At 41.7% G+C, this 25,252-nt stretch carries 21 protein-coding genes; 4 read left to right on the forward strand and 17 right to left on the reverse strand.

What is annotated here, in order from left to right; all coding sequences use genetic code 11:
* Window positions 1–519: 519 nt before the first annotated feature.
* Together SJY39_RS19915 and SJY39_RS19920 are read right to left on the reverse strand one after the other, a co-directional pair.
* Window positions 520–840 (reverse strand): hypothetical protein, encoded by a 321-nt coding sequence (locus SJY39_RS19915; RefSeq protein ID WP_372275246.1) that lies wholly within the window; start codon window positions 838–840, stop codon window positions 520–522.
* A gap of 96 nt (window positions 841–936) precedes the next feature.
* Window positions 937–2,190 (reverse strand): helix-turn-helix domain-containing protein, encoded by a 1,254-nt coding sequence (locus tag SJY39_RS19920; protein WP_372275244.1) that lies wholly within the window; start codon window positions 2,188–2,190, stop codon window positions 937–939.
* A gap of 320 nt (window positions 2,191–2,510) precedes the next feature.
* On the opposite strand from SJY39_RS19920, the gene SJY39_RS19925 reads away from it, so the two are divergent.
* From SJY39_RS19925 to SJY39_RS19935, 3 genes are all read left to right on the forward strand, one after another.
* Window positions 2,511–2,972 carry a hypothetical protein gene (locus tag SJY39_RS19925; RefSeq protein ID WP_372012031.1) on the forward strand — a complete coding sequence of 154 codons (462 nt, stop codon included), beginning with the start codon at window positions 2,511–2,513 and terminating at the stop codon, window positions 2,970–2,972.
* A gap of 11 nt (window positions 2,973–2,983) precedes the next feature.
* Window positions 2,984–3,547, forward strand: a complete 564-nt coding sequence (locus SJY39_RS19930) for an N-acetylmuramoyl-L-alanine amidase (protein WP_372275242.1) — start codon at window positions 2,984–2,986, stop codon at window positions 3,545–3,547.
* Window positions 3,548–3,656: 109 nt separating this feature from the next.
* The gene (locus tag SJY39_RS19935) at window positions 3,657–3,992 is read left to right on the forward strand and encodes a hypothetical protein (protein WP_016784030.1); all 336 of its coding nucleotides are present in this window, start codon (window positions 3,657–3,659) and stop codon (window positions 3,990–3,992) included.
* Between the two features lie 808 nt (window positions 3,993–4,800).
* Here SJY39_RS19935 and SJY39_RS19940 read toward each other — a convergent pair.
* From SJY39_RS19940 to SJY39_RS19985, 10 genes are all read right to left on the reverse strand, one after another.
* A complete protein-coding gene (locus tag SJY39_RS19940) occupies window positions 4,801–6,972 on the reverse strand; it encodes a polysaccharide biosynthesis tyrosine autokinase (RefSeq protein ID WP_372275240.1) in 2,172 nt (723 codons plus the stop codon).
* A 183-nt stretch (window positions 6,973–7,155) separates the two neighbouring features.
* The gene (locus SJY39_RS19945) at window positions 7,156–7,596 is read right to left on the reverse strand and encodes a low molecular weight protein-tyrosine-phosphatase (RefSeq protein ID WP_016787837.1); all 441 of its coding nucleotides are present in this window, start codon (window positions 7,594–7,596) and stop codon (window positions 7,156–7,158) included.
* A gap of 121 nt (window positions 7,597–7,717) precedes the next feature.
* Window positions 7,718–8,851: a polysaccharide export protein gene (locus SJY39_RS19950; protein WP_372040633.1), complete on the reverse strand. Its 1,134-nt coding sequence runs from the start codon at window positions 8,849–8,851 to the stop codon at window positions 7,718–7,720.
* A gap of 1,225 nt (window positions 8,852–10,076) precedes the next feature.
* Window positions 10,077–12,374 carry a YjbH domain-containing protein gene (locus SJY39_RS19955; RefSeq protein ID WP_065612326.1) on the reverse strand — a complete coding sequence of 766 codons (2,298 nt, stop codon included), beginning with the start codon at window positions 12,372–12,374 and terminating at the stop codon, window positions 10,077–10,079.
* Window positions 12,374–13,261, reverse strand: coding sequence for a capsule biosynthesis GfcC family protein (locus SJY39_RS19960; RefSeq protein ID WP_372275275.1), 888 nt, complete (start codon window positions 13,259–13,261; stop codon window positions 12,374–12,376). The genes SJY39_RS19955 and SJY39_RS19960 overlap by 1 nt, the downstream gene beginning before the upstream one ends.
* Before the next feature lie 84 nt (window positions 13,262–13,345).
* Complete coding sequence (locus tag SJY39_RS19965; protein ID WP_016798394.1) at window positions 13,346–14,050, reverse strand: YjbF family lipoprotein; 705 nt, start codon at window positions 14,048–14,050, stop codon at window positions 13,346–13,348.
* Between the two features lie 114 nt (window positions 14,051–14,164).
* Window positions 14,165–14,410, reverse strand: coding sequence for a hypothetical protein (locus SJY39_RS19970; RefSeq protein WP_102305424.1), 246 nt, complete (start codon window positions 14,408–14,410; stop codon window positions 14,165–14,167).
* Between the two features lie 355 nt (window positions 14,411–14,765).
* Window positions 14,766–15,311 carry a sugar transferase gene (locus SJY39_RS19975; RefSeq protein WP_016792503.1) on the reverse strand — a complete coding sequence of 182 codons (546 nt, stop codon included), beginning with the start codon at window positions 15,309–15,311 and terminating at the stop codon, window positions 14,766–14,768.
* Window positions 15,312–15,456: 145 nt separating this feature from the next.
* A complete protein-coding gene (locus SJY39_RS19980; protein WP_046209682.1) occupies window positions 15,457–15,744 on the reverse strand; it encodes a GIY-YIG nuclease family protein in 288 nt (95 codons plus the stop codon).
* Between the two features lie 881 nt (window positions 15,745–16,625).
* Window positions 16,626–17,600 carry a UDP-glucose 4-epimerase family protein gene (locus tag SJY39_RS19985; protein ID WP_372275237.1) on the reverse strand — a complete coding sequence of 325 codons (975 nt, stop codon included), beginning with the start codon at window positions 17,598–17,600 and terminating at the stop codon, window positions 16,626–16,628.
* Between the two features lie 182 nt (window positions 17,601–17,782).
* Between SJY39_RS19985 and SJY39_RS19990 the strand changes: the two genes are divergently transcribed.
* Window positions 17,783–19,648: a nucleoside-diphosphate sugar epimerase/dehydratase gene (locus tag SJY39_RS19990; protein ID WP_046209409.1), complete on the forward strand. Its 1,866-nt coding sequence runs from the start codon at window positions 17,783–17,785 to the stop codon at window positions 19,646–19,648.
* A 117-nt stretch (window positions 19,649–19,765) separates the two neighbouring features.
* On the opposite strand, the gene SJY39_RS19995 is transcribed toward SJY39_RS19990, so the two are convergent.
* From SJY39_RS19995 to SJY39_RS20015, 5 genes are read right to left on the reverse strand one after another with little or no spacing between them, the layout of a single operon-like run.
* Entirely contained in the window at window positions 19,766–20,920 is a 1,155-nt protein-coding gene (locus SJY39_RS19995) for a glycosyltransferase family 4 protein (RefSeq protein WP_050613077.1), read from the reverse strand.
* The gene (locus tag SJY39_RS20000; protein ID WP_046209411.1) at window positions 20,920–21,729 is read right to left on the reverse strand and encodes a hypothetical protein; all 810 of its coding nucleotides are present in this window, start codon (window positions 21,727–21,729) and stop codon (window positions 20,920–20,922) included. The genes SJY39_RS19995 and SJY39_RS20000 overlap by 1 nt, the downstream gene beginning before the upstream one ends.
* Window positions 21,729–22,613 carry a glycosyltransferase family 2 protein gene (locus tag SJY39_RS20005; RefSeq protein ID WP_050613076.1) on the reverse strand — a complete coding sequence of 295 codons (885 nt, stop codon included), beginning with the start codon at window positions 22,611–22,613 and terminating at the stop codon, window positions 21,729–21,731. The genes SJY39_RS20000 and SJY39_RS20005 overlap by 1 nt, the downstream gene beginning before the upstream one ends.
* Window positions 22,606–23,442, reverse strand: a complete 837-nt coding sequence (locus SJY39_RS20010; RefSeq protein ID WP_050613075.1) for a polysaccharide pyruvyl transferase family protein — start codon at window positions 23,440–23,442, stop codon at window positions 22,606–22,608. The genes SJY39_RS20005 and SJY39_RS20010 overlap by 8 nt, the downstream gene beginning before the upstream one ends.
* A complete protein-coding gene (locus tag SJY39_RS20015; protein ID WP_215945786.1) occupies window positions 23,432–25,147 on the reverse strand; it encodes a polysaccharide pyruvyl transferase family protein in 1,716 nt (571 codons plus the stop codon). The genes SJY39_RS20010 and SJY39_RS20015 overlap by 11 nt, the downstream gene beginning before the upstream one ends.
* Window positions 25,148–25,252 lie beyond the last annotated feature (105 nt).

Below are 25,252 nucleotides of genomic sequence, written 5' to 3' on the forward strand. Positions count from 1 at the left end.
CACCGTTCTGTTGCTTAGTGGATATAACGTTAATAACTCATGTAATTATATCGTACACTGATATGCTTTGTATAAAATCAGCATACAATCTAAGTCATTACAAGTTATCTTCAATATATCTCAACCTTCAGTACTAACAATTACTGCTGAAATAGTTAAAAAGGCTTCAAAAAATTTGCTTTTGCCGATTTTTACGCGCAGAGGAATTTCCCATTTATTTTGAGCCAATCTATTTTCGACGGTCCCTTATAAAACCTAGATTTTGCTTACTTTTTAAAACCGCCTCAATAGACAGCCCAAAAGCAGCCTTCAGTAGCTTGTAGCGCTTTTGATTTTCTAACTACTTACTTGCCACTCTTGCATTTGGGTACGCTACCGCCCTTAGGTTTGGCTCCTAAAGGCAATAGTGACAATTTGTTCGCTTTATGCGGTTTTTATACGCTTTTAAATACGCAGCGCATTCTAGCAAAGTAAGTGCATATTAACCAGTTTGAAATTCACCCTGTCTGGTCGAACATCTTACCAAGCATTTACCCAGCGAAAGCATTGTACGTTGTGTAGAAACTGGGTTCCTATGAAGTAGCGGTTTTCTTGTGCTGCATCGCAATAGCGCTTTTCTATATCAATGAAAATGTTGCCGTTTCGGTATAACGAAACAAAGCTTTGGTTGTTGTTTACCGCCAATAGCGCTTTAATCTCAGTGCGTGTTAACCCTTGTGGGTAGTAGTTAACAAGCAAACCTAAGAACTCGCCAATGCGCCCTTCAACCCGCGCTATCTCTTTTTCTAAAATGGTGACCTTCTCTTCCGTAGTCAGTTTTTTTAGGCTGGTCTCATCCATGTTGCCCTCTCCTAATTGTACTTTTCTCTCTTGACGTTTTTTGTCTGTGTTCTCTTTGGCTGGTCTAAGCCTGTAATTGATTCGACATTCCGGCTTTCACTGATCGTTGTCTCTACTCTTCGATTTCGATTGAATGAGGGCCTTGATGCGCTCTTCAAACGGGTTAGTGGTGCTTTTGGCTTTGTAGTCCGCGAGGGCCTGAGTGACCGGTGTTGGTTGTTGTGGTTCTAGCGATTGGCTTTCAGCTTGGTCATTTTGGATTGAGTGTGCGTGGTTTAAATCTGCTGTCGGTTTATCTGTGTTTGTTGGCCCTGTTGTGTTTGTTAGCCCAGCAGTAGTTATTGAGCCAGCTGCGTTCATTGAATCAAGGGCTTTGATCGGGTTGGCGGGCTTAGCGGTTCTTGTTTGTTTAGACGCTTGGGTTTGTTTAGACACTTGGGCTTGCTTGGGGGCTCTTGTTTTCTTAAATGCAGGCTTTAAACCTCGTTTGGTTTTGGCTTGCGCACTTCTTCTCAGCCAACCATTAACAAAGTGGCCAATGTGCTCAAAGGGTTTGCGCTTGTCGGGATTAACGTATAGCCAAGCTTGCATGGCATGCAGTTCTTGCAGCACATCTAACTTTGGGTAGGAGCGTTTTAATATTTCATAGAACTCATGATAAATCGGTGCGCTGCCCTCTTTGGTGAGCAGATCTATCACGGCTTCGTTCTTGGTTTTGCTTTTTGAGGTAGAGATGGAGGTAGAGGTAGAAGTAGAAGTGGAAGTGGAAGTGTCAGGTTCTTCAGAACGGTTTGGGGTATTAAGCACATCGGTGCCATCTAAGATGCCGCTTTTCAAGTTCAACTCTGTTTTGTGTTCTTTATGAGAGATTATGTGTGCCGGACGATCACTCTCCGTGTTGGATCTTGAGTCACCCTGGTGAGTGTCTGAATGGTCACTTATAGGCAGGTTTGGCGAGTGGGTATTGAAATCCGATTTATGTTGATCTGTTTTATCACTGTCTTCTTGCTCTAGAGCTACGTCTTCTTGAGCTAGAGCTCTGGCAGCTTGGTCTAGATCGGCCTGCTGAATGTGGTTTCCGCTGGGTAAGCGTAGCTGATATAGATTGCTGCGCTGGCGCCCTGAATCATCAAACCGCTTTATCCGCTTCACAAACCCTTGCCTTTCGAGTTCGTTAACGTGCCGTTTAACGGTTCTTACCGACACTTCACAATATTGCGCTAAATAATTTAAGGAGGGAAAACACACGCCGCGCGCGTCTGCGTTGTCGGCCAATTTTAATAACACCAACTTGCTTATCGGCGAGCCGGTTTTTAATGGGATGAAGGAAAGAATGAGGGAAACACACATGAATAACGCTCCTTGTTAATTGGTCTATCTATTTGCCTGGCTCTCGCTATGAAGGCTCATAGATATGCATAACCATTGATACAAAGGGCATTAACAACACTTTTTAGCGGTTTGGGGGCGAAGGTGAGGCAAGATAAAAAGTAACAAAAAGTGTTTTTCCTATGTGTTCTCACTGTTATGCAACAGGAACACTCCTTAAGATGATTACCTTCGAAGCACCTCTCACTTTTTTGTGTTCCTCCGTTTCCGCATTATTGCCACCAACCCCAATCAAGATTCTTGAAGTACATTGCTCTCCCCATACAGCAATAAGGTGCTTAATGAAGGCGATAGTTTCTCTTTTTATTTCAGCGTATCAACCCGGTATGGCGAGCATCGAATGCCGTTATTTTAAAGATCCATGTTTTGAAGAGCTGTGTTTTAAAGACCCGGACTTTGAAGATGATCGTTTTGAAGATCTGTATTTCGAAAGCCGGCACCTTGAAAAGGCTTATTTCGAAAACCAGCACCTTGAAGATCCCAACTATGAGGATGTTTGCTGGATGATCAGCCGAGCGCGGCGTGAAGCGCCACTGGGTTATTGCGTGATGTATTTACGCTATGTCAGCAACCACTCTGGTTATGCAAAAACCGTAGAAGCAAGTTTGCGACAACACATCGCATTACACCCTGATTTAAAAGATTCGTTATCCACATTTTTAGCCACCTGGTTACAACAACAAGAGGATTTATTTTGTCAAACACTCCACCAGCAACTGATCGAGTTCCACACCAACCATTAGAGGCGTCTGTTTTGCCAGAGCGGGCTTGTACGGAAGAGCAAAATTGTTCACGAGATCAGGAAGGCTCGGAAGAACAGGCTAGCAAGGTCAAGCTCATCCCCTCGTTAGATCCTTGTTTGCCTTCAGCATCCTATTCTTTCAGCCTGGTTTCGGTTTTACTCCGCTTACCTCATTGCCCGCCATACTCTTTTATTACGGTGCATTGCAGCGCCACACCGCCGGAGCGAGATGTGAACGTCGCCGAGATTCGTCGATGGCATAAGGAGAAAGGCTGGCGCGATGTGGGGTACCACTTTGTGATTCGTCGCAGTGGGGATGTCGAACTTGGCAGGCCGCTGTCGCAAACCGGCGCACACGTGAAAGGACACAACAAGAGCAATATTGGCATTTGTATCGTCGGTGGCTGTAATACCGATCTGCAACCAGAAGATAACTTCACACTTGGGCAGCGTAAGGCGCTGTTTGGTTTGGTGGCCGCCTTGCAAGAGCAGTTCTTGATTTCAGATGAGAACGTGAAGGGGCATAAAGATTGGGGGGTGAATAAGGCGTGTCCGGTAGTGAGGCTAAGAGAGTAAGAGCAGATTCCAGATACCTCGTTCCTCAGTTCTGGAATGACGGAAGGACGGAAGGACAAGGAAGAACTAGAAAGGCTGAATATAACCAATCAACAAACCAAGGAGCTGTATGACATTGTTCGGAAGAATATTCGGGAGCCAGTCTTCCATTAACAAAGGGTTAGATGCACTCACCAACACAGGAGATGCGATGTTTTTTACTGATGAGGAAAAAGCGAAGCACAAACTGGCACTGCTTAAGGCGTATGAACCTTTTAAGTTAGTACAGCGCTACATTGTGTTGTTGTTCACCATTCCTTATGTGGCACTGCATGTGATGGTGATCTTGGGTTGTATGCACGGCTACGATTGGAAGCCTTTGGGGGAAATGACCAATGAAGCGTTTGGTTATCCGGTGCTAGCGGCAATTGGTTTGTATTTAACGGGTGGGGTGGTTAAGAAATAGAAGTGCAGATGAGGGGGACGAGTAAACGGAATGCGGCAAATATAGAAATAGAGATAAAAGGCAGATTCCAGATACCTCGTCCCTCCGTTCTGGAATGACGGAGTCACGCGTGGTGCGAGTGGTGAAGAATTTTGGAGTGGTTGACGTTACTTAAAGTCGTCATTCTGAACAGTGAGGCACGAGCGTGATTCAGAATCTAGCTTTTGGTGATAACGCGTTAGGAGCTGAAGAGAATTCGGGATACGAATGAACGATATGCGAAAAGCTTGAAGAGCGGAAAGAGCAGATTCCAGATACTTCGCTCCTCACTTCTTAAGTAATAAAATGGCGGAATGACGGAGTCACGCGTGGTGCGAGTTGTGAAGAATTTTGGAGTGGTTGACGTTACTTAAAGTCGTCATTCTGAACAGTGAGGCACGAGCGTGATTCAGAATCTAGCTTTTGGTGATAACGCGTTAGGAGCTGAAGAGAGTTCGGGATACGAATGAACGATATGCGAAAAGCTTGAAGAGCGGAAAGAGCAGATTCCAGATACTTCGTTCCTCACTTCTTAAGTAATAAAATGGCGGAATGACGGAGTCGCGAGCGGTGCGAGTAGTGAAGAATTTTGGAGTGGTTGACGTTACTTAAAGTCGTCATTCTGAACAGTGAGGCACGAGCGTGATTCAGAATCTAGCTTTTGGTGATAACGCGTTAGGAGCTGAAGAGAATTCGGGATACGAATGAACGATATGCGAAAAGCTTGAAGAGCGGAATAGCGGAATGGTGGAATAACGGGATGTGTCACCACATCCCGTATCTGCTTTCTTTACTTCTTATCGCTCGAATATGAGTAGTTGTAGTAACCATAGCCGTATGAGCTTGATGCTTTCTTCTCGATGGCGTTGAAGATAACGCCTTTCACTTCGATACCCGATTGTTCGAAGCGGTGACGAGCCACATCGATCTCTTTAATGGTGTTTTGACCGTAACGCGCAACCATTAATGTGGTACCCGCAAAGGCGCCAACAATACTTGGGTCGGTTACCGCAAGTACGGGTGGGGTATCAACAATCACCAAGTCATACTCTTTCGATGCCCATTCCATTAGTTCTGCAAAGCGTGGGTGCATAAGCAGCTCAGAGGGGTTGGGTGGCACTTGGCCGCGAGTAATAATATCTAGGTTCTCTACCGGTGTTGCTTTAATAGATTGAGCGAACTCTTGCTTACCGCTAAGCACATCAGAAAGACCGTTATCCCAGTTCACCCCAAAGCTTTGTTGTAGGTAACCTTTACGCATATCGGCATCAATCAACAATACCTTTTGGCCTGTTTTTGCAGCGACTGCGGCAAAGTTGGTCGAGATGAATGATTTACCAATGCCTGGCGCAGGGCCTGAAATCATCAGAATATTGTTTTTCGCTTCTAGCATCGCGAAGTGCAAGCTGGTACGAAGGCCACGCAGTGCTTCAACCGAAAGATCGGCCGGGTTAGATTCAGCAAGCAGCGCTTGAGTCCCTTTGGTCTGCTTCTTCTTCGATTTAAAACGGTTCGTTAGCTCTATCTGCAAATCAGATTTTGGTACGGCTGCGTAAACAGGCAGGCCAATTTGTTCAATTTGATCCGGGCTTTCAACACCTCGGTGGAACGCCGCTTTTACTAACACAAACGCGACACTTAGCATGCCACCCAGTAGCGTGGCTAACACTACAATCAATGGCTTCTTCGGTTTAACGGCGCGAGCATACGCTTGAGCGTCATCTAAAATACGAACGTTACCCACAGTGCCGGCTTTAATAATGCTCAGCTCTTGAACCTTGTTTAAAAGCTGGATGTAGATCTGTTGGTTTACTTCAACATCACGTGTCATACGCAGTACTTCACGTTGGGTTTTCGGTAGTTTTTGTACTTGCTTATTTAGGCGCTCTTTTTCGCCCAATAGCGTTTTACGCTTATCAAGCAGTGATTTATATGCAGGGTGATCTTTAGTGAAGCGTTGGCTGATTTCGCTCTCTTTGAACGTCAGCTCATTCAGTTGCGCTTCAAGCTCTACCATTACCTTCAGCGTTGATTGTGCTTCGAGGCCCAAGTCGATCGATTCGTTTTCTTGACGGTAGTTGTTCAGTGTGTCTTCGTAGCCAGTTAATTCAGATTTAATGCCCGGAAGGTGGCTTTCTAAGAAAGATAAGCTCTTCTCTGCTTCCGCTGAATTACGCTTCACGTTCTGTAAGAAGTAGATCTGGCTGATATGGTTGAGTATCTCAGAGATCTGCTGCTTGTTCTCACCTTCAAAGCTTAGCTTCAAAATGCCGGTTTGCTTACCTTGCTCAGACAGAGACAAAGACGATTTCAGCCATTCAATGGCCTCTAATCGGCTGCGTTTACCAATGGTAAATTCAAAGCCATTGCTCGACTCAAAGCCAGCAACAAACAAGCTGTAATCGTCTGCTGTCGCGAGCTCCCCTACTTTACCCTTCAAGATAACGCGTTCATCGTCACGAACTAACTGGTAAGTGCCTTTTTCAGCATCAACGATCTGAATCGTATGTCCGTAATCGCTGGCATAGCTTGGCAATGCAAAACGGCTCACGGCAATGTGGTTAATATCACCGGTTAGGCGAGCAAACCCTTTACCAACAATCGGTGCATAATTTGGTTCGGTGACGGTGGTTAAATTGAATTTATCAACCGTTTCGCCCAAGATCATACGAGATTTAATGATCTCAACCTCTGTCGTGGCAGAAGATTCTTGAGAGAACAACTCGCCCATATCACCAACCATCGATGAAATGCCGCCAGAGCTCTTCTCTTCAATTTGAATCAGTGCGTCCGCTTTGTAAATCGGAGTCGAAAGTAGCGCAAACGCGATACCGAACACAGCAAAAGCAAATGTGGTGACCATGATTAACCATTTAGCGTCCAACAGGATACCAAGCAGTTTCCCTAAATCTATCTCATCAGAGTTATCTGTGTGTGATTGCTGAGATGGTTGTGTTGTCATCAGATTGCTACTTCCTAAACTAATATTTTGAAGATAAGTGACGTACGGCTTACGTCCCCTTACCTCTTATGTGATTCTATTGGTGGCGATTCAAGCTTAACTGCTTAACTGCTTAACTGCTTAACTGCTTAACTGCTTAACTGCTTAAAGCTAAAGGTCATCTAGATTAAATGACAGTAGCCATTACAGTTTTTTCGCCCAAGCTTGTGCCGCTTCGTCAATCAATTGATAGGCATATTCAAATGCTTCACGGCTTTGACGATACGGGTCGGGAATGTCTTTCTGACCAATCCACTGGCCAAATAGCATGGTTTTACCACGCGCTTCCGGTGATATTTGAGTGAGCGCTTCTAAATGGCCCTTTTCCATCACCAATATCAGATCATACTGAGCACAAAGCTGCGGTGTGACTTGTTGAGATTGGTGATTTTCAACATCGACACCATTTTCAGAGGCGATCAAAATCGCCGTTTCATCGGCTGGCTTACCAATTAAACGACTTTTTTCGGCAGCAATTCCTGCAGAAGCCACTTCTTTGTTGGGAAGCAATTTTTGAAGAACACGTTCTCCAGTCGGTGAGCGACAAATATTACCAACGCACACCACCAAAATTTTATTAAACATAATTCACTTATAACGTTATTTTTCGTAAACCGAGCGTATTTATAAATCTGACGCGCTTAGCTTATAAATATAAAAAATCAGGTTACACGCAACATGTAACCTGATTATCAATCAGGGCTTACTACCAATTACGAACGCGCAACATGCCTTCGGTTAGGTCGTTGAAGCCTGAAATGGTCGGTACAAGCTGACCAATAACACGGTTCCAGCGGCTGATTGGCGCGGCGGTAACATACACAATGTCGTAAGGTTTCAGATCAAACTCGGTGCCAATCACCAATGCAGAGGCATCTTCCATATTCAGTTGGTAGATATCGGCCATGCGTTCAGATTTATCATCCGAAGTGCGAATCACGAACACGCCCGTTGCATCTGCCGTTAACTGGTTGATGCCGCCTACGTTGCTAAGTGCTTCCGTTAGGCTCATGCCGACACGGTCGATCTTCAACAATTGTGGGTCATTCACTTCACCCATCACGAAGACTTTTTGATTATCGTTACGCGGTACGTGAACAATATCACCCGCTTGCAGTAAGCGATTTTGAGTTAAGTCACCACGCTGCATCAAACCATAAAGCGAGATGTTTTCTTCCACGCCATTACGCGTTAATGAAACATTACGCCAGTCGGCATCTTCAGACAAACCACCAGAGCGGTTCACGGCATCCAGTAATGTTAAAGGGATATTGGTAATCGCTTGCTGGCCAGGGTTTGAAACCTCACCGGTAATGTAAGTTTTCTTAGATCGGAAAGCTGCAACGTTAACATCAACCTGAGGGCTTTCGATGTATTTCGCTAAGCGGCTTGCAATATCAGCACGCACTTCACGGACGGTTTTACCGGCGACTTCAACAGTACCAATGTACGGGTAGAAGATAGTGCCATCAGCATGAACCCAGTTACCTGCTTCTGCACTACTACGGTAAGAACCAGCAGGAATGGTCAATTCAGGGTGATCCCAAATAGTTATGTTTAGGATATCACCGACACCCACTTGATATTCATACTTGGCGATATCAACATCGAGTTCTGGGTTTGCTTGTGAAACCGATAAAGAATCATTTCGGTAGTTTGATACCGATTGAGCCGTCAATGGGTAAAGATTAACCACGTCAGAAATATCAGACTCTTGTTGTTCCTCTGAAGGCTGAATCACATTCTTATTGCCAGTCGTAAGGTGTGTTCCTGGAGTCGTACAGCCTGCAAGCAGTGCAGGAAGGAGCGCTATAAGGAGACGATTTTTATTAATCTTCATGTTAACCAAGTTCATAGAAACGGAATGTGTCGTGATACCCCGAAGGATACCCAAAGGAAATTAAGCGAGTCATTTTATCAGCTGCGCAGTATTTAATAGAGCCAAGGAGTGAAAGAGCTGTGATCTTGCTCCCATTTACGATTGGGAAGTGGGAAGCTACCGCCCTTTGATATTCCGCGACATCACACTGCGTAGTTAATGTGCCTCTATCTATTTGGAATTGAGATAGAAGTTTTTTGTCGTAAACCGTGTCAAAGACCGTACTTCCACACGGTTATTTTATTGCGTAAGCATTATCCACAATCTGTGCTTATTATCAACCTAGTTGAATGCTTTCAAGGTGAAAGCATTCAAGGTGAAAAAGCTTAAGGGCTGATGCGAGAGCCTAGGAGCGGATGCAAATAGTTGAAAGCCTATGAATCCGTAATTCTTAGACTTCGTCATTCAAAACAAACACAGATTCTGAATCACGCTCGTACCTCGCTGTTCAGAATGACGACTCAAACGAAGCCAACCCCCTTATTTCGTCACTCCGCTATTTCGTCATTCCGCCACTCTGTAACTAAAAAGTGAGGAACGAGTTATTTGGAATCTAAAGCCAACTGAGCAACTAAACACAACCAGATTCTGAATCACGCTCGTACCTCGCTGTTCAGAATGACGACTCAAACGAAACCAACACCCTTATTTCGTCACTCCGCTATTTCGTCATTCCGCCACTCTGTAACTAAAAAAGTGAGGAACGAGTTATTTGGAATCTAAGACCTGCTGAACAACTAAACACAACCGGATTCTGAATCACGCTCGTGCCTCGCTGTCCAGAATGACGACTCAAACGAAGCCAACACCCTTATTTCTTCACTCCGCTATTTCGTCATTCCGCCACTCTGTAACTAAAAAAGTGAGGGACGAGTTATTTGGAATCTAAAACCTGCTGAACAACTAAACACAACCGGATTCTAAATCACGCTCGTGCCTCGCTGTCCAGAATGACGACTCAAACGAAGCCAACACCCTTATTTCGTCACTCCGCTATTTCGTCATTCCGCCACTCTGTAACTAAAAAAGTGAGGAACGAGCTATTTGGAATCTAAAGCCTGCTGAACAACTAAACACAACCGGATTCTGAATCACGCTCGAGCCTCGCTGTCCAGAATGACGCCACTCTTTTTATCGCATTAACCTTTGTCTCGCATCAGCCTCTGTTTCGTATCGGCCCCTAAATCTACTTAACGCTGCTTGGTCTTTGGAACCAAGGTGAGCGAGCATCAGTTTGATCGAACAAGTTGTATTGCTTATTTAACACTTGGCCGCCGTCACGCGTGATCGGTAACCAGGTAAAGCCAGCGCGGCTTGAGCTTGGTTTCACGGTAACCAGATCGAACGGAATTGATACATAGAAGCCTTTGGTATAGCTGCCTTCACCGTACTCTTCAGTTGTCATGTCGGTTAAGCTGACAAACGCACCGGCAATCACACCACTCTTGAATTGCTTAGAGAAATCGACACGAGTCCCGATATCACCCGCAAGGAATTTACCGACGCCCACTTTAAGCAAGGTATCGCTCAAGAAGTCCCATTGTGGGGTGTAGTAACCGGTGATGAAACCCGTCGTGCCCTTATCGATCACTTTATACGTTCGGCTGCTGTCATCTGGGTTGACTTGGATCTCTTGATCAAACGTGCCGAACCAACTTTCAGGATCGCGCTGGCTTATTGCTGTCATGTCTGCGCCAATAGCCCAGTTTTGGTTGAATGGTCGATACAGGATTTCGCCCCCCACACCCGCAAACATGCTTTCAAGGTAACCACCGTAAGCTTGGGTGTAGACACCGCTGCCGTAGTCTTCAAACCAAGTCAGTTGTAAGCGATCTAAGCGAACCGGATCGTCAACGTAAGAGCGGAACAAGGTTCTTACTCTTGGCGTTTGGTCAGTGCCGTCTGATGGAACGGTATAATTAAACTTGTCGTAGTTATCGACTAAGTTAACGTACAGAGAGCCCGACAGTTCAACATTGTTTAACGCCCAGAACGAAGCATTGGTGTATAAACCCAAACTGTATAGGTAGAAGTTTTCAGCCGAACCGAACGATTGAGCGAGGTTTGGTGAAATCGACACATCGAATCGCTCACGCCCATCATGATAGATAACGGATTTCTTGCGTTCTAATTCGTGAGTGTGTGAAGCATCACTGGTTTGAGCGTTAAGATAATTGTTGTTCGCTGCCGCTTTGAATGCTTGTGCATTGACCGTTGTCTCGGTGAGTTCCATCGATTTATCGTTTTCGATGATTTTGTAAGTATCAATATAACTTGGCACCGCATTCGCGATCACGGTCGCACCGCGTTCAACAGCGATATCTCTGTCTCGATATTTAACCTGAGTGCCCTTTACCACAATGCTGTTATCGTCGACCAAGATTTGCGCTTGTTCATAACCAGCGATCGTTTCAAGTTGGCTTGCAAGGGCCGCCATATCAATGTCATCAACCGTCTCGACACCACTCGGGCGCAACTCTGCTGTTTCGGTATCTCGCCACACGGAATACATTTCGTTGAAATTGGTAGAGAGATCGAAACCAAGGGTTAGCGTATCACCTCGCTCGTAGCTCACTTTAGCCGAACCCCAATCGGTGAAACGGTAAACCGCACCCACGTTCCATGGCGTGTGTTGTGTCATGTCGACACCACCACGTACTACTGGAAAGTCTTGAGAATAATCGTTGCCATCGTATTCAAGCTTCAAGGTTAACGGCTTATACGGGGTTTGATATTCAAAACCACCATAAATCGCCGCATCGCCTTTAAACCAACGCTCAAAATCGACACTGCCGCCATTGCCTTTATAATCAGACGGGCGTTCACAATACTTGTCACTGGCTTTACACAATGGGTTAGTGAAGTTGCCACTGGTGCCCATGTATCCCCAAGCCATGCCCAAGGTAAAATCAACAGGGCCAAAGCGTTTGGTGGCCGCAACAAACTCGCCATCAAATAAACCGGTACCACCAAAGTCACGCACACCGACCGACACTTCCGGTAGATAGTACCCTTCTTCGATTAAGCGCAGTTTAAAGTCGATGCCTTTATCTGTGTATTTGGTACAGCCACTGAATGAGTTTTGAGAACAATCTTGGTCTGCGCCTCCACTATAAAGCAGATCTTGTACTTGTGTATAACGAATGGTGGTTTCAAGCCAAGGCATTACCTGTAGGCTCACGTTATAAAAATAGTACTCATTGTTAAACGAAGCACTAAAGTTGAACTCACCTTCTGGTGCCATTCGACCTGTTGGCATTTGCATTAAGCCGACACCACCAAAGTTCATTTGCGATGTTCGGTATTCTGTGTCGTCGAATGACGATTTTTCTGCTCGAATCGAAGAGGAATCAATAGTTGTTTCTGCACGAGCCGTGTCTGTAAAAACCGTCTCTGCAAAAACAGAAGCACTGTTAGCCATTAACAAGGCGCAGGTAACCGATGTGCACACTGCCGATAGAGGGAATGATTTCTGTTTCAGCATTACAGGCCAACCTTATGACGTAGCAAATCGACAATATCTTGGTTCAACGTTGAGTATTCCGATGGCAGAGAGTAGAACGCCATAAATACGATAGCACCTGGTGCTAAGTACACCGGCTGTTCGTTCCAGTACGCATATTGAATGGTTTGCACCACGCCATCTGGCTGAACAACATACGCCACACTTTTATCTGCAGATTCACCAATAAAACCGTTCGGTAATGCATCGAGGTAATCATTCAACGTGCCATGCTCAATCAGATTCATTGTTACCGACTCTTTCATTGCCCCCATCAACTGAATTGACGTTGGTCGTTGTGGTAAGTACAGAGAAAAGGCTTGAGTTTCGCTAGTCGACACTCTTTTTATGGCATCAGACGACGGCTTGTTAGTATGAGAACTTGAAACAAGCAGTGGGTTCTTATCTGATTGCGAGATAACGGCATTACGGTCTAGCTCAATAAACACTCGATTGAGGTATTGGAAAGAGGCTAATTGTTGGCGCACTAAATTTGCTTCTGGCTCTTCTACTGCGAAAGCTTCAAGCTGGTTCAGTACATTGCGCTTTTTGGCTTCGATAGATTCGTTAGCTTCTTTAAACCCAGTAACTGCAGTCGCTTCAGTATTGGTTTCATCAAACAGTTGAGCCGAAAGGGGGAAGTAACCAATAGTACCGTTAGCGTTAGAGCTCGCATTCGCGTTTGCGTCGTCTAATACACGAAGCAGTCGAACGTTAGTTTGATACTCAAGCGTCACACCTTGAAGAGGAAGCTCGATTGTTGTTTTTATCGACGAAGAGCGTTCAGGCGTAACAAGATCAGAAGCCGCAGAAGCGGAGCTCAAAGCAAACAAAGCGCTCATCATTAACAGAGCTCTCATCGTTAACATAGTTCTCACCAATGGCAACCGACGCCCCGTCATTTTTGATGTATGACTCATATAATTCATCATTTTAGTTCATTACCCTGTTCGTTAATTGCTTTGATAATGCTTAAGGACGGTTAACTCAAGCCTTGTCATATCAGGGCCTAAATACTGTATGGTTTTTACCACTTTGCCTTTGCTGTCGACCCAATATTCGTTGGTGATGTCTTGTTCTAACATTGGGAATTGAATTTTTTCTTGGAACTTCTTGGTAGCGATAGACGCTAACGGAGTTTCAACCGTTTCATTTCCCGCATACGTTCGGGTGATGTTTGCTTTATAGCCGAATCGATAGTTAGGTTGCCAGTCGTAAACCGCTTGCCACTTTTGAGCTCCGGGGTTGGCAGACACATCAAACGCAGAAGAAGAATCGGCTGACGAATTGTTTCCAGACGAGAACGTATTTAACGGTTGGAATGCCAAACCAGAAAGGTTTTCGTAAGGAAGCAACAGCGTTTGTACGACACGTCCATTTTCAGTGACGATCATCGCTTTGTCAGAAGACATCCACTTTAACTGCTCTGCGCCCGTTTGCGGGTTTTCACCGACGTACGCTAAGACCATGAAGATTTTACCTTGGTCATTCACTTCGGCGTAAATGCTGGAATAAGGTAAGTTTTGAATGTATTCCTTCGACAGCTCAACATCAGAGCTTCCAAAAAAGGCTTCATCAAAAGTGGAATTGACGTCTTGAAACTGCTGAGAACAACCAGCAAGAAAAAGACCAAGGGATATGATTAGAGGTTTAAGCATGACGAGTTCTGCTTCCTAGCAATCTTGTTGCTGATGTCCAATATGAAAATCTGATATAAAAAAACCACTTTATGCTTTCACACAAAATGGTTTTGAACATACTCTAACAATAAATTAGTTAGTAGTAGTAGTTGTTGTTGCGCCGCTTTCGTTAGAAGCAACGGCTACTGCTGCCGCTGCTGCTACTGCTGCTGTCGCAACTGCAACTGTTGTTGCTGTGCCAGCTGCTGCTGCAGATGCACCAGCGCCTGCTGCTGTACCAGTACCAGAACCAGCACCCGCTGCTGCTGTCGTTTCAGCTGCAAATGCAGCACCTGAGAAGCTAACTGCTAATGCAGCTGCTAGAGCCATCTTTTTCATAATGATTTCCATTAATATAAACGTTTATATGTAGAGGGTAAGTTTTACACCCTCAATCAGTTGCTCAGCTTAAACAACTGATTGATCATGATAGATAATAACCACAATCAAGTAAATGGATAAATCATAAGCAATACCTTTAATGTATTATTTAGGAAATAGCCTCACACAAATATCAGTGCAAAGCAGAAACCTATCCCCATGCTAATGCCTATGCAAGATAAGATAAGCACACAAATCGATTGTTAAGCTAACAAGATTAACCTCTGCCAAGCTCAGAAGGTAAAACACACCTGAGCCTAGAGATAAGATGCAGCCAACTGTTTGCTATTAGCTGCTTGCTATTAACTGTTAACTACACTCTGTCGCCAGAGCCTTTGCCTAAAACGGTTTGAATAATGTACTGGAAATACAATTTAGTATTCAGCGTGTTAATCATGCGTTGATCCCACTCTGCGAGTTTTTTCGGTGTCGACATATCGATATCGTTGATTTGAGCTAATCCGGTGACACCTGGTCTTACCGCGAGTACGCCTCTTGATTCTCTTTCATCGATCAGTTGTTGTTGGTTAAACAAGCATGGTCTTGGGCCAACTAAACTCATTTCACCTTTAAGCACGTTGTACAATTGAGGGAGTTCATCCAGTTTCGTCTTACGTAGAAATCCACCTAATTTGGTGACAGAGCTAGCGCCAACTAAATGAGTGGCAACAGATTTTGTTTCCACTGGCATGGTGCGGAATTTAACTAAAGTGAATGGTTTTTTGTTACGCCCTACTCGGGTCTGAAAAAAGACAGGAGAACCCGTATCAAAATAGCCGAGGATACAAATAACAACAAATACAGGCCAAAGGAACAACAAGCCAAAGAAAGCAAAAATAAAATCTAATATACGAATCAACTTAAAACCCTTTCTAAAAACACAGATTCTGAATCACGCTCGTGCCTCGCAGTTCAGAATGACAACTTAAGTAACGCTAAGACTCCAAAACTCTTCGATACTCACCACTCGCGACTTCGTCATTCCAGAACGGAGTATCTGGAATCTAAAGCGTATGATACAAATCTTGCCAACTAGGATTAACACTCTTTACCAACTCATTTTTCCAAGCACGTTTCCATGTTTTGAGTTGCTTCTCCCTAGCAATTGCCGCTTCTATATCTTCAAATAATTCATAGTAAACAAGGTTATGAACATTATATTTAGAGGTAAAAGAATGCATGATATTATTCTTATGCTGCCAAATTCGTTGCTTCAACTGACTTGTCACGCCAATATATAACACGTTGTTATTTGGAGATGAAAGTACATATACACAGGGTTGTCTATCCATAATTCCCCTTAGTTTATTATCAGTGAAAGACAAAATAAGCCAACTGTATACACACAACACAGATTCTGAATCACGCTCGTGCCTCGCTGTTCAGAATGACAACTTAAATAAAGCCCCCAAACAACGAGCAACCACACGTCATTCCAAAATTGAGGAATCCCACACCGTCATTCCAAAAACGAGGAACGAGTTATTTGGAATCTAAGCCCCTGAACCAAACATCGCACAACACAGATACTGAATCACGCTCGTGCCTCGCTGTTCAGAATGACAACTTAAATAAAGCCCCCAAACAACGAGCAACCACACGTCATTCCAAAATTGAGGAATCCCACACCGTCATTCCAAAAACGAGGAACGAGTTATTTGGAATCTAAAGCCCCTGAACCAAACACCGCACAACACAGATACTGAATCACGCTCGTGCCTCGCTATTCAGAATGACAACTTAAATAAAGCCCCCAAACAACGAGCAACCACACGTCATTCCAAAATTGAGGAATCCCACACCGTCATTCCAAAACGAGGAACGAGTTATTTGGAATCTAAAGCCCCTGAACCAAACACCGCACAACACAGATACTGAATCACGATCGTGCCTCGCGGTTCAGAATGACAACTTAAATAAAGCCCCCAAACAACGAGCAACCACACATCATTCCAAAATTGAGGAATCCCACACCGTCATTCCAAAAACGAGGAACGAGTTATTTGGAATCTAAAGCCCCCTGAACCAAACACCGCACAACACAGATTCTGAATCACGATCGTGCCTCGCTGTTCAGAATGACAACTTACATAAAGCCCCCAAACAACGAGCAACCACACGTCATTCCAAAATTGAGGAATCCCACACCATCATTCCAAAAACGAGGAACGAGTTATTTGGAATCTAAATACGCTTGCACTGTGTTTTTAATCCCTTGCTCAAAAGTAACTGGGGGCTTCCACCCTAAAACCTCTTTCGTCAAACCGACTTCCACTTGGAGGTTGCCACATACTCTTTGCGCTATGTGCTGCTTATTTAAAATTGACGCTCCAGCTTGTATCCAAGACATTGGAATAGGCAAAAGCCTCGGAGCCTGGCCCATTGATAACGCAATAGTTCGCATTAATTGAGTTGTCGACACATCATTATCATCCGATACTAAGAAGGTACGACCCGGAGCTGAAGGGTGCTCGCAACACGTCAGTATCAAATCAGATAGATTATCCAAATAAACCAAACTTCTTTGGTTTTTTATAGCGCCAAACGGTAACGGAATGCCTTTATCAATCAAACGCATCATTGATAAGAAGTTCGCTTTTACGCCAGGTCCGTAAACCAAAGGCGGTCTAATGATAACCACTTCTAACCCTGTATCTTTGGCAAGTTGCGCTAACTCAATCTCGGCTTCATACTTACTCAAGCCATAAGGGTCTTGCGGAGTATAATTGAGATCAGGCTCAAAGGGTGAGTCTAATTCACTCAATTCACCGTTCACCTTAATCGAGCTAACAAAGACAAATCTCTTAACGCCTGCATCGGCGGCTTGTCTCGCTAGAGTCAACGTCCCCAGAGTATTAACTTCTCGATAAGCGGCTAAAGCATCTTGCTCACTTTCATTCATTTGATGTACTCGAGCAGCACAGTGAACAACACAATCCACACCGTCAAATGCACCAGACCAATCTGTACTCGAATCAATAGAAGAAACAGCAAAGCTATTAACAAACTGGCTATTAACAAACAAGCTATTAGGCTGTACTTGTGCCGCTTTTCGCACTACGGGCACAACTTCCCACTGACACTCTTGTGCTAACTTCGCAACGCGAGAGCCGATAAAGCCCGTACTACCAGTGACTAATAATTTCATAACACAAAAAAGCTCTACATACTGAACAAAAAATAAGCAGCACCAACAGCAAAACTACTGAGCAACACAGAACCATCAATTACGACTAGCTTACCGCACTTAAGAGCATTAAAATATCGCAGATATTAAATTACTCAGCTACAGCTTGTAAGCCTGATTTAGAACAGTTACCAAGGAATATAATGATTAAGCCGATACGCCTTATCCTCAATACTAAACGAAAAAATAAGCGTTTGATCAGTATTGGCTATGACATATTCGCGATAGCTGTATCGATTTACTTAGCTATAGCTTTGAGGCTAGGTACATACACCTTTGAACTGGGTTTAGATGAATGGGTGACGTTATTACTCACGGTTTCGGTGACTATATTTAGTTTCGCTAAACTCGGAATGTATCGGGCAGTACTACGCTACATGATGTTTCCTGCGGTCGGGAACATATTTCTCGCGGTGTTTATATCTTCCCTCACCTTAGTTTTAAGCGGATTCTTTTTTCATACCTTCATCCCCAGAAGTGTCCCTTTTATCTATGCAGGGTTAGCAATACTGACATTAGGCGGGCCAAGAATCATGATCCGCTCTGCTTATGACCAAGTTTTTAAACGTAAAAAGCCAAACGTATTTATCTATGGGGCTGGAGCCACTGGTCGTGAACTTGCGTATGCGCTGATCCATGGTGATGAATATAATCCTGTTGTGTTACTGGATGACGATCCGAGTAAAAAGGGTCATATCTTATTTGGATTAAAAGTCCATCATCCTAGTGAGTTTGAACATCTCCAATCTCTGTACCAACCAGTTAAACTATTACTGGCCATCAACAATATCAACAAAGGTAAGAGATTAAGACTAGTAGAAAAATTGTCTAATTGGCCTATCGCTATACAATCCGTACCGTCAGTGGAAGATATCGCTGCAGGCAAAGCAACGGCGACCGAAGTAAAAGATCTTGATGTTGCTGATCTATTAGGTCGAACACCGATTACCCCAGATAACAACTTATTGACTAAGAATATATTCGATAAGAGTGTCATGGTTACCGGAGCCGGGGGTTCAATAGGTTCTGAATTGTGCCGTCAAATCATAGCTCAAAAACCAAAAACACTGGTCTTATTCGAGTTAAATGAATATAACCTTTATAAGATCGAACAAGAGCTTAATGCGACTAAGCATAATCTTAAAAGCCAAACTAGAATTGTTGCTGCACTAGGCTCAGTTCAAAGACAAAATCGCCTTGAAAAGCTAATGACAAGCTATGAAGTTGACACTTTATATCATGCCGCAGCCTATAAACACGTACCTCTAGTCGAAGACAATGTCGTAGAAGGGATCCGAAATAATGTTTTTGGGACATTATCCTGCGCGCAAGCTGCAATAGAATGTGGCGTTAAAAATTTCACTCTCATTTCCACAGACAAAGCCGTGAGGCCGACGAATGTAATGGGAGCAAGTAAAAGAATGGCGGAGCTCGTTCTTCAAGCTCTGGCAGACAAAGAGACTCAAACGACCTTTACTATGGTGAGGTTCGGCAATGTTTTAGGCTCTTCGGGGTCCGTTGTACCGCTATTCAAGAAACAAATTAAAACCGGTGGTCCCGTCACCGTTACGCATCCAGACATCATCCGCTATTTTATGTTGATTCCTGAAGCGGCACAGCTCGTCATTCAAGCTGGCGCCATGGGTAATAATGGCCAAGTGTTCGTGTTAGATATGGGAGAGCCAATTAAGATCCTAGACCTAGCAAAACGCATGGTGCACCTGATGGGAATGAAAGAAAACATTGGCTCAAGCTCGGATGAAGGCGATATTGAAATCAGGTTTACAGGCCTAAGACCTGGTGAGAAGTTATATGAAGAGCTATTGATAGGAGATAATGTAGAAGGAACCAGCCACGAAAAAATCATGACAGCGCAAGAAAGCAAACTGAGCTGGCCTGAAATGCAAGTTCTTTTAAACGAACTAGATGAATGCTGCCATGATTTTAATGTAGAGTGCATTAGAAGAATATTATTAGATGCACCTACGGGATACACACCTAACAGGTAGCAACAAACATATACCTATGAAACAAACATATAGCTATGAAACAAACATATAGCTATGAAACGCCTATACAGCAAAGAATTCCATAGATGTTGAATCTACTATATGTGTATTAAAATATTATTTACTACAATGGCTATCATACAAAGCTAAAAATCGCCCTATAACTACTTCATCACTATATTGACTTGTAACTTCATTCAATAAAGACTTAGCATAATATTGATAGGTTAACGGTCTAGATACTACATCGACAATACATTCGCTCCATTCTTCAACACTCAATGGTTCTAATAACCGACCGTTAACCTTATCAGATATAAGCTCGTTACACCCTGAAACATTTGATGCTAAAACAACTCTAGCAGTTGCACCTGCCTCTATCAGTATTCTAGGTATTCCCTCACCATAGCGTGTGGGTAAAGCGACTATATCAACTGAATTTAATATCGAAGGCATTTCTTTACTTGCAACTGCACCTAACCATTTAATAACACCATCACTGGCTAAACGTTTAATTTCACATTTGGTGTATGCATTTTTTGAGTCTAGGTCAAACAACCCCGCAACCCAGAGTTCCACATTTATACCTTTACTTTTAACTTGTTCGATCGCTGAAATCAAGGTATCAAGACCTTTATCTTTAAGTAACCTTGCAGCAAATAATACAACCAAAGGTTGTTCAGTTCCCAAACTATTCAAAGGTGTCGATACTTCATAAAAGTGGGATGTATCAACACCGGCGCCGGCAATATGAACTAATTGTTGATTTCGGCCGATTCTAGCATTTCTAAAAATATTTAGATCCGACTTGTTTTCAAATATAAATGCGCCCTGCTTTGAATTACCAACTAAATAATAAAGCCCGATAACAACTGGTTTCAAAAGACGGAAGGTAAGTGACTTACTTGAAAAAACAGCACCTAAGCCAGTAATACTCTTAATCGAAGGTAATTTTAATCGGTTCGATATTAACCCACCATATACCGAAGGCTTCACTGTAATACAATGAACTAAATTAGGTTTCAAACCTTTCAAACAATTATAGAGCTTTAATAGAGTGCTCAGCTCGAAAAAAGGGTTTACACCACTACGAGAAAATGACAACTCAATGCACGTAAAACCGATCTCTTCAAAGTAATCGCGAGTTTCAGCGCTAGTAAAATGTGTAATTACAACAATGTCATAACCGTTTGCTTTAGCTGCCAAAGCTCTATTTAACCAATGTAGTTTGAAGTACCAATCAACATTTACAACATAAGCAATACGAGCCATTATTGCTTCTCCAATACTGAGTCATACTTATCAAATACATTAACCCAACCCCGGCTAAACCTCATTAGACACGAGCCCAAATTAGACAAATTAGAACTAATAAAACGGATAACAAATAATAATATTAAACCATTTTTAGCCCCAACAAGCCCCTCAATATGACAAAAGAACAAAGCAGCAATAAGCACAGCAACCAGGGAGTTGATTATAAATGTTATTTTTTCAGAAGCTTTAGTTCTGGCTAAGACATTGTTCTCGCCTTTCTGATAGCTTAAAAGGGAAGTGTTATATCTTATCTTTTTTTGAAGATATATTTGTTTTTTCAACTCCACATTGAACACAAAAAATATAATAGAAACACCAAGCAGCAGTATGACACCAAATATATTATTTATAAAAATAGACAGGATCGATATAATAAGAATATGGCCAAACGAATTTACTGCGTTAAATAACTCTAAAAATGTCATTCTCAGCCAGTTTATATTACCCTTTAATACTGACTCACTATTTTTATCTGTCAAAGCTACTATTTCGTTTATATATTTAACTTTCCCTATTTTTGTATAATACTTAAGACAGGAATTAAAAACATATATTAGAGCCATCAAGGCCAATAATAAATAGGATGACGACTTTTCTGAAGTATCACCAGAAAGAAGAGATGCTATAAGGTTAAAAATGGCCAACTCAAAAACAGGAGAAATGAGCATATATATCAAAATTAGTGAAAAAACCACTTTAAACTTACGATTCATATTCCTAACAACATGAATAGTCAATTTAATCATTGCACTAATAGCATTCATTAATGTTTAACCTTTGTAAGTGTTTTCAGTATTTGTATGAGCACTCCCAAAGGAGCACGTAGATACCACCGCTTAATCAATCTAACAACTTGTTTATAATCGGATTTTGATTTATCGGAAACAAAAAACATATAATAATTTATTAGTTTGAATATATATAAATCGTAAAATATTGACTGTTCGCTTTTCAAAAGGGGAAGATAATCCAACCATCCGGAAGATAAATTATTACTACACGCGGAGTTAGCTACATTCAATCTATAATAAGCCTTAGATTTATTCATAAAGTAGCACTTCCCTTCAGTCAAAAACTTAGTCCAAAGAACCTGGTCTTCGCCCATGGAAATCCCAACAGGAAAACCACCTAGCGACAAGAACTTCTCTTTATTCAATAAAACCGAAGAACATGTAAAAGGTAAATTATGAAATAATGAACTTCTATAAAAATCTTTTAACGATACTTTCCTAATATCATCAACATCACAACTAACTGTTCTTGCATTTTTTATCTTACCATTAATATCAAAAGCATAAGATGAACCCAACAAGTCACAATTTAACTCTGTCATTACTTTATACATAGAAATTAAATAATCAGCTTCAAGGTAGTCATCACTGTCCAAAAGGCAAACGATGTCATTTTTAGATAACGATATTCCTAAATTTCTAGACTGAGACACACCTAAATTAATACTATTTTCAATTATCTTAAACTTCTCGTCTAAGTTCAGACTTTTCAGTATTTTTAGAGAACAATCAGTCGAGGCATCATCTATAAAAATAACCTCGTTAGGTTGTATGGATTGGCTTTCTATAGTTTCTACAAGCTTGATTATATAGTCTTCTTTATTGTAAATAGGGACAACAATTGTCACACTAATCATAATTAAAGCTTCTCAATATATTATCGATCAAAATATCATCTTGTTGATAACTGCACAGTTTTAGATAATCATTAAAGTCATGTGAGTTATCGCCCCCCAAATTAAGAGGGGATACTTCTCTCTTAGGGTAAACAGAATAGTAATCATAAAACTTAAAATCATCACCATCTAACTTGTCGGATAACTTGATCCACTTGTTAGGTACACCATATGTGTCAGCGATAATCAAACCATGTAAAGATGAAGAAAAAATATATTCACATGAAACTAAATCGTCAATAAAATCTTCCACATCTTGACGGACATCAATAACTCGAATGTTGTCATCCTGGTTTGAATTAGTGACATCATCGAAGTCTACATAATGAGGTATGATACCTATTTTAAACTTCTTAGAAGCCGAAGGAACATAAAATCTAGGAAGCGCTAAAGCAGGATCGCCAACGGCAATTTTATTATCAAGTTCGCCATTAAGTATCCTATTTTTAGTTAAGTAGCCACGAACTAACGATACATTTTGTAAGAAATCAGGAACGTTTTGTGTTGAACTAATTACTCCACTTCCCCAAACTATACTACTTTTCGTAGCTTGTTCTAAAATGCTCCCCGCAGATAAATAATGTTTTCCAACACCAAGTATGTTCTTTCTTATTGGTTTTTTGGTAATACTTGAAATTATATAGGGGCCAACTAGATCCCCTACATTCTTTATTTTAGTAAAATACCAAATAGACACTTTACTATCACCAAAACTCAAATAATCTTTGATGTTATTCAAAAAGAAAAAAAAATCCGACTTATTAAGTCTAATATTTTTTTTAAAAATCATTTTTAAACTCGTCAATTACGTGACTCAAGTAAGAGTATGTTTCATCAATTTTTTGTTGAGATATTCTTTCATGGTTAAGCAAGCTTTGCACGTCTATAGAATTAAAATCATCAGCTATAATCTTAGGAGCAAAGGCTTGAACTCCAACACCCTCAGCATAATCAATGTATTTCATACCATCCCCAGCAACACTATCGCTGTGAGACGCCCAGTTAACTAGAGCTGTAGGTATTCCATATGCCTGACATATAATATAGCAATGCATAGCACTTGTAATTACCGAATCATATTTATTTAATTCAGAGATTAGAGATTCAATATCATTCGAGCTTGAAGCTAAAATAGAAATTTCATCCATATTATCAGATAGAGTAATATCTACATCGAGGTGCGAAAAGTGGCGAACTAATGCAACTCTACCATTATAACTTCTTTCACATTCGAAAATCTTTGGCATAACAATAGCAGGATCACCAAAAACCTCTCTTGTCATAGAGCCGCCATCAGATTCCAATACCTCTTTAGTAATCGGACCTCTAAGCATCAGATACTCTGCATCATTATTGAGTTCAGTTTCTCTTCGGCTAACACCCGAACCAAGCACTACAGATTTGCTATTTGCAAATTTAGCAATTGAACCGATTGATATAAGGTTTTTACCATCAAAGGACTTCATTTTATTTGGCGTTATCAGCTTCACAGAGCGATTTGCAATTCTGGTTATAATGTAAGGACTTAACCAATCACCAAAATTACCTGGTGCTGGATTAAACCACCAACATAAAGGGATAGGGTTTAATCCTTTGGCATAGTTTTGGTATTCAAGGATTGAATCAGCTTGAGCTAAAATATCACTCTTCACTTTATCTTGAGCCATAATATTCTTATTTCTCAAGTCGGAAATTTGTTCAAATTTATTATTTAGAGCACTTACTAACACTTTATGCTTAAAGCTTTTTAGAGATAGTTTTTCCGCATGAACTTCCGCTGTATTTACTCCACCGGAAATAACTCTTTTAGCTTTTAAAGCATACTTAAGAAGTCCAAATTTCGACAGCGTGCTGATCAATACTTGCTTCTTATCAGTGCTATTATTTATTTTTTCGTGTTGAGCGACTTTACCTACAAAGTTCTCTACATTACCAGAGGCACCAAAACTAAAAAACCCTTCGCTTTCACCATCAGATCTCTCTCTTGAAGGAATAACTTGATAACTCAATAAATCACAATTCATACGCCATGACTCTTCAAAAAAGTAATCATCGGTTGCTTTGCCAGTAAACTCTTTCTCTTTAGCTAATGCATCGCTAATAAATCGTCTTGCATTAGGTGTATTATTGACTCCAATAAAGCAAGGTTCCCAAAAACGGCTTCGTAAATGATAACCTGTTTTCATCGGTGATGAGAAACCTCGAGCGAAGCCTATAATATCTGAGCTAAAATTAGCAATATATTCAGGCAAGTAATTAATTTGACAATCTACATCAATCCAGAAAACTTTTTTATCCGGATTTTCAACACATGCTTGATTGAACATTTCAATTTTTTTTCTACAAACATCACTCCACTCTAAACCTTCAGGGATTGTAAGCAAGTCAATTTTATATTCAATATTAAGCCTTTTTAAATTAGCTATTAGTTCATCTTTCTTTTTAGAGTAATATTTATCATCAGTATAAAATGAATATATTAATACATTGTTCACTATCATCACCAAATTATAATTCGTTTAGTCTGTCTTAATATAACCAAATTATTAAAACATAAATTAATGAGTAAAAAATCGAAGTATTATATCATAACCATCACC

It is taken from the genome of Vibrio sp. R78045, from assembly GCF_042466085.1.
Lineage (GTDB): Bacteria > Pseudomonadota > Gammaproteobacteria > Enterobacterales > Vibrionaceae > Vibrio > Vibrio cyclitrophicus.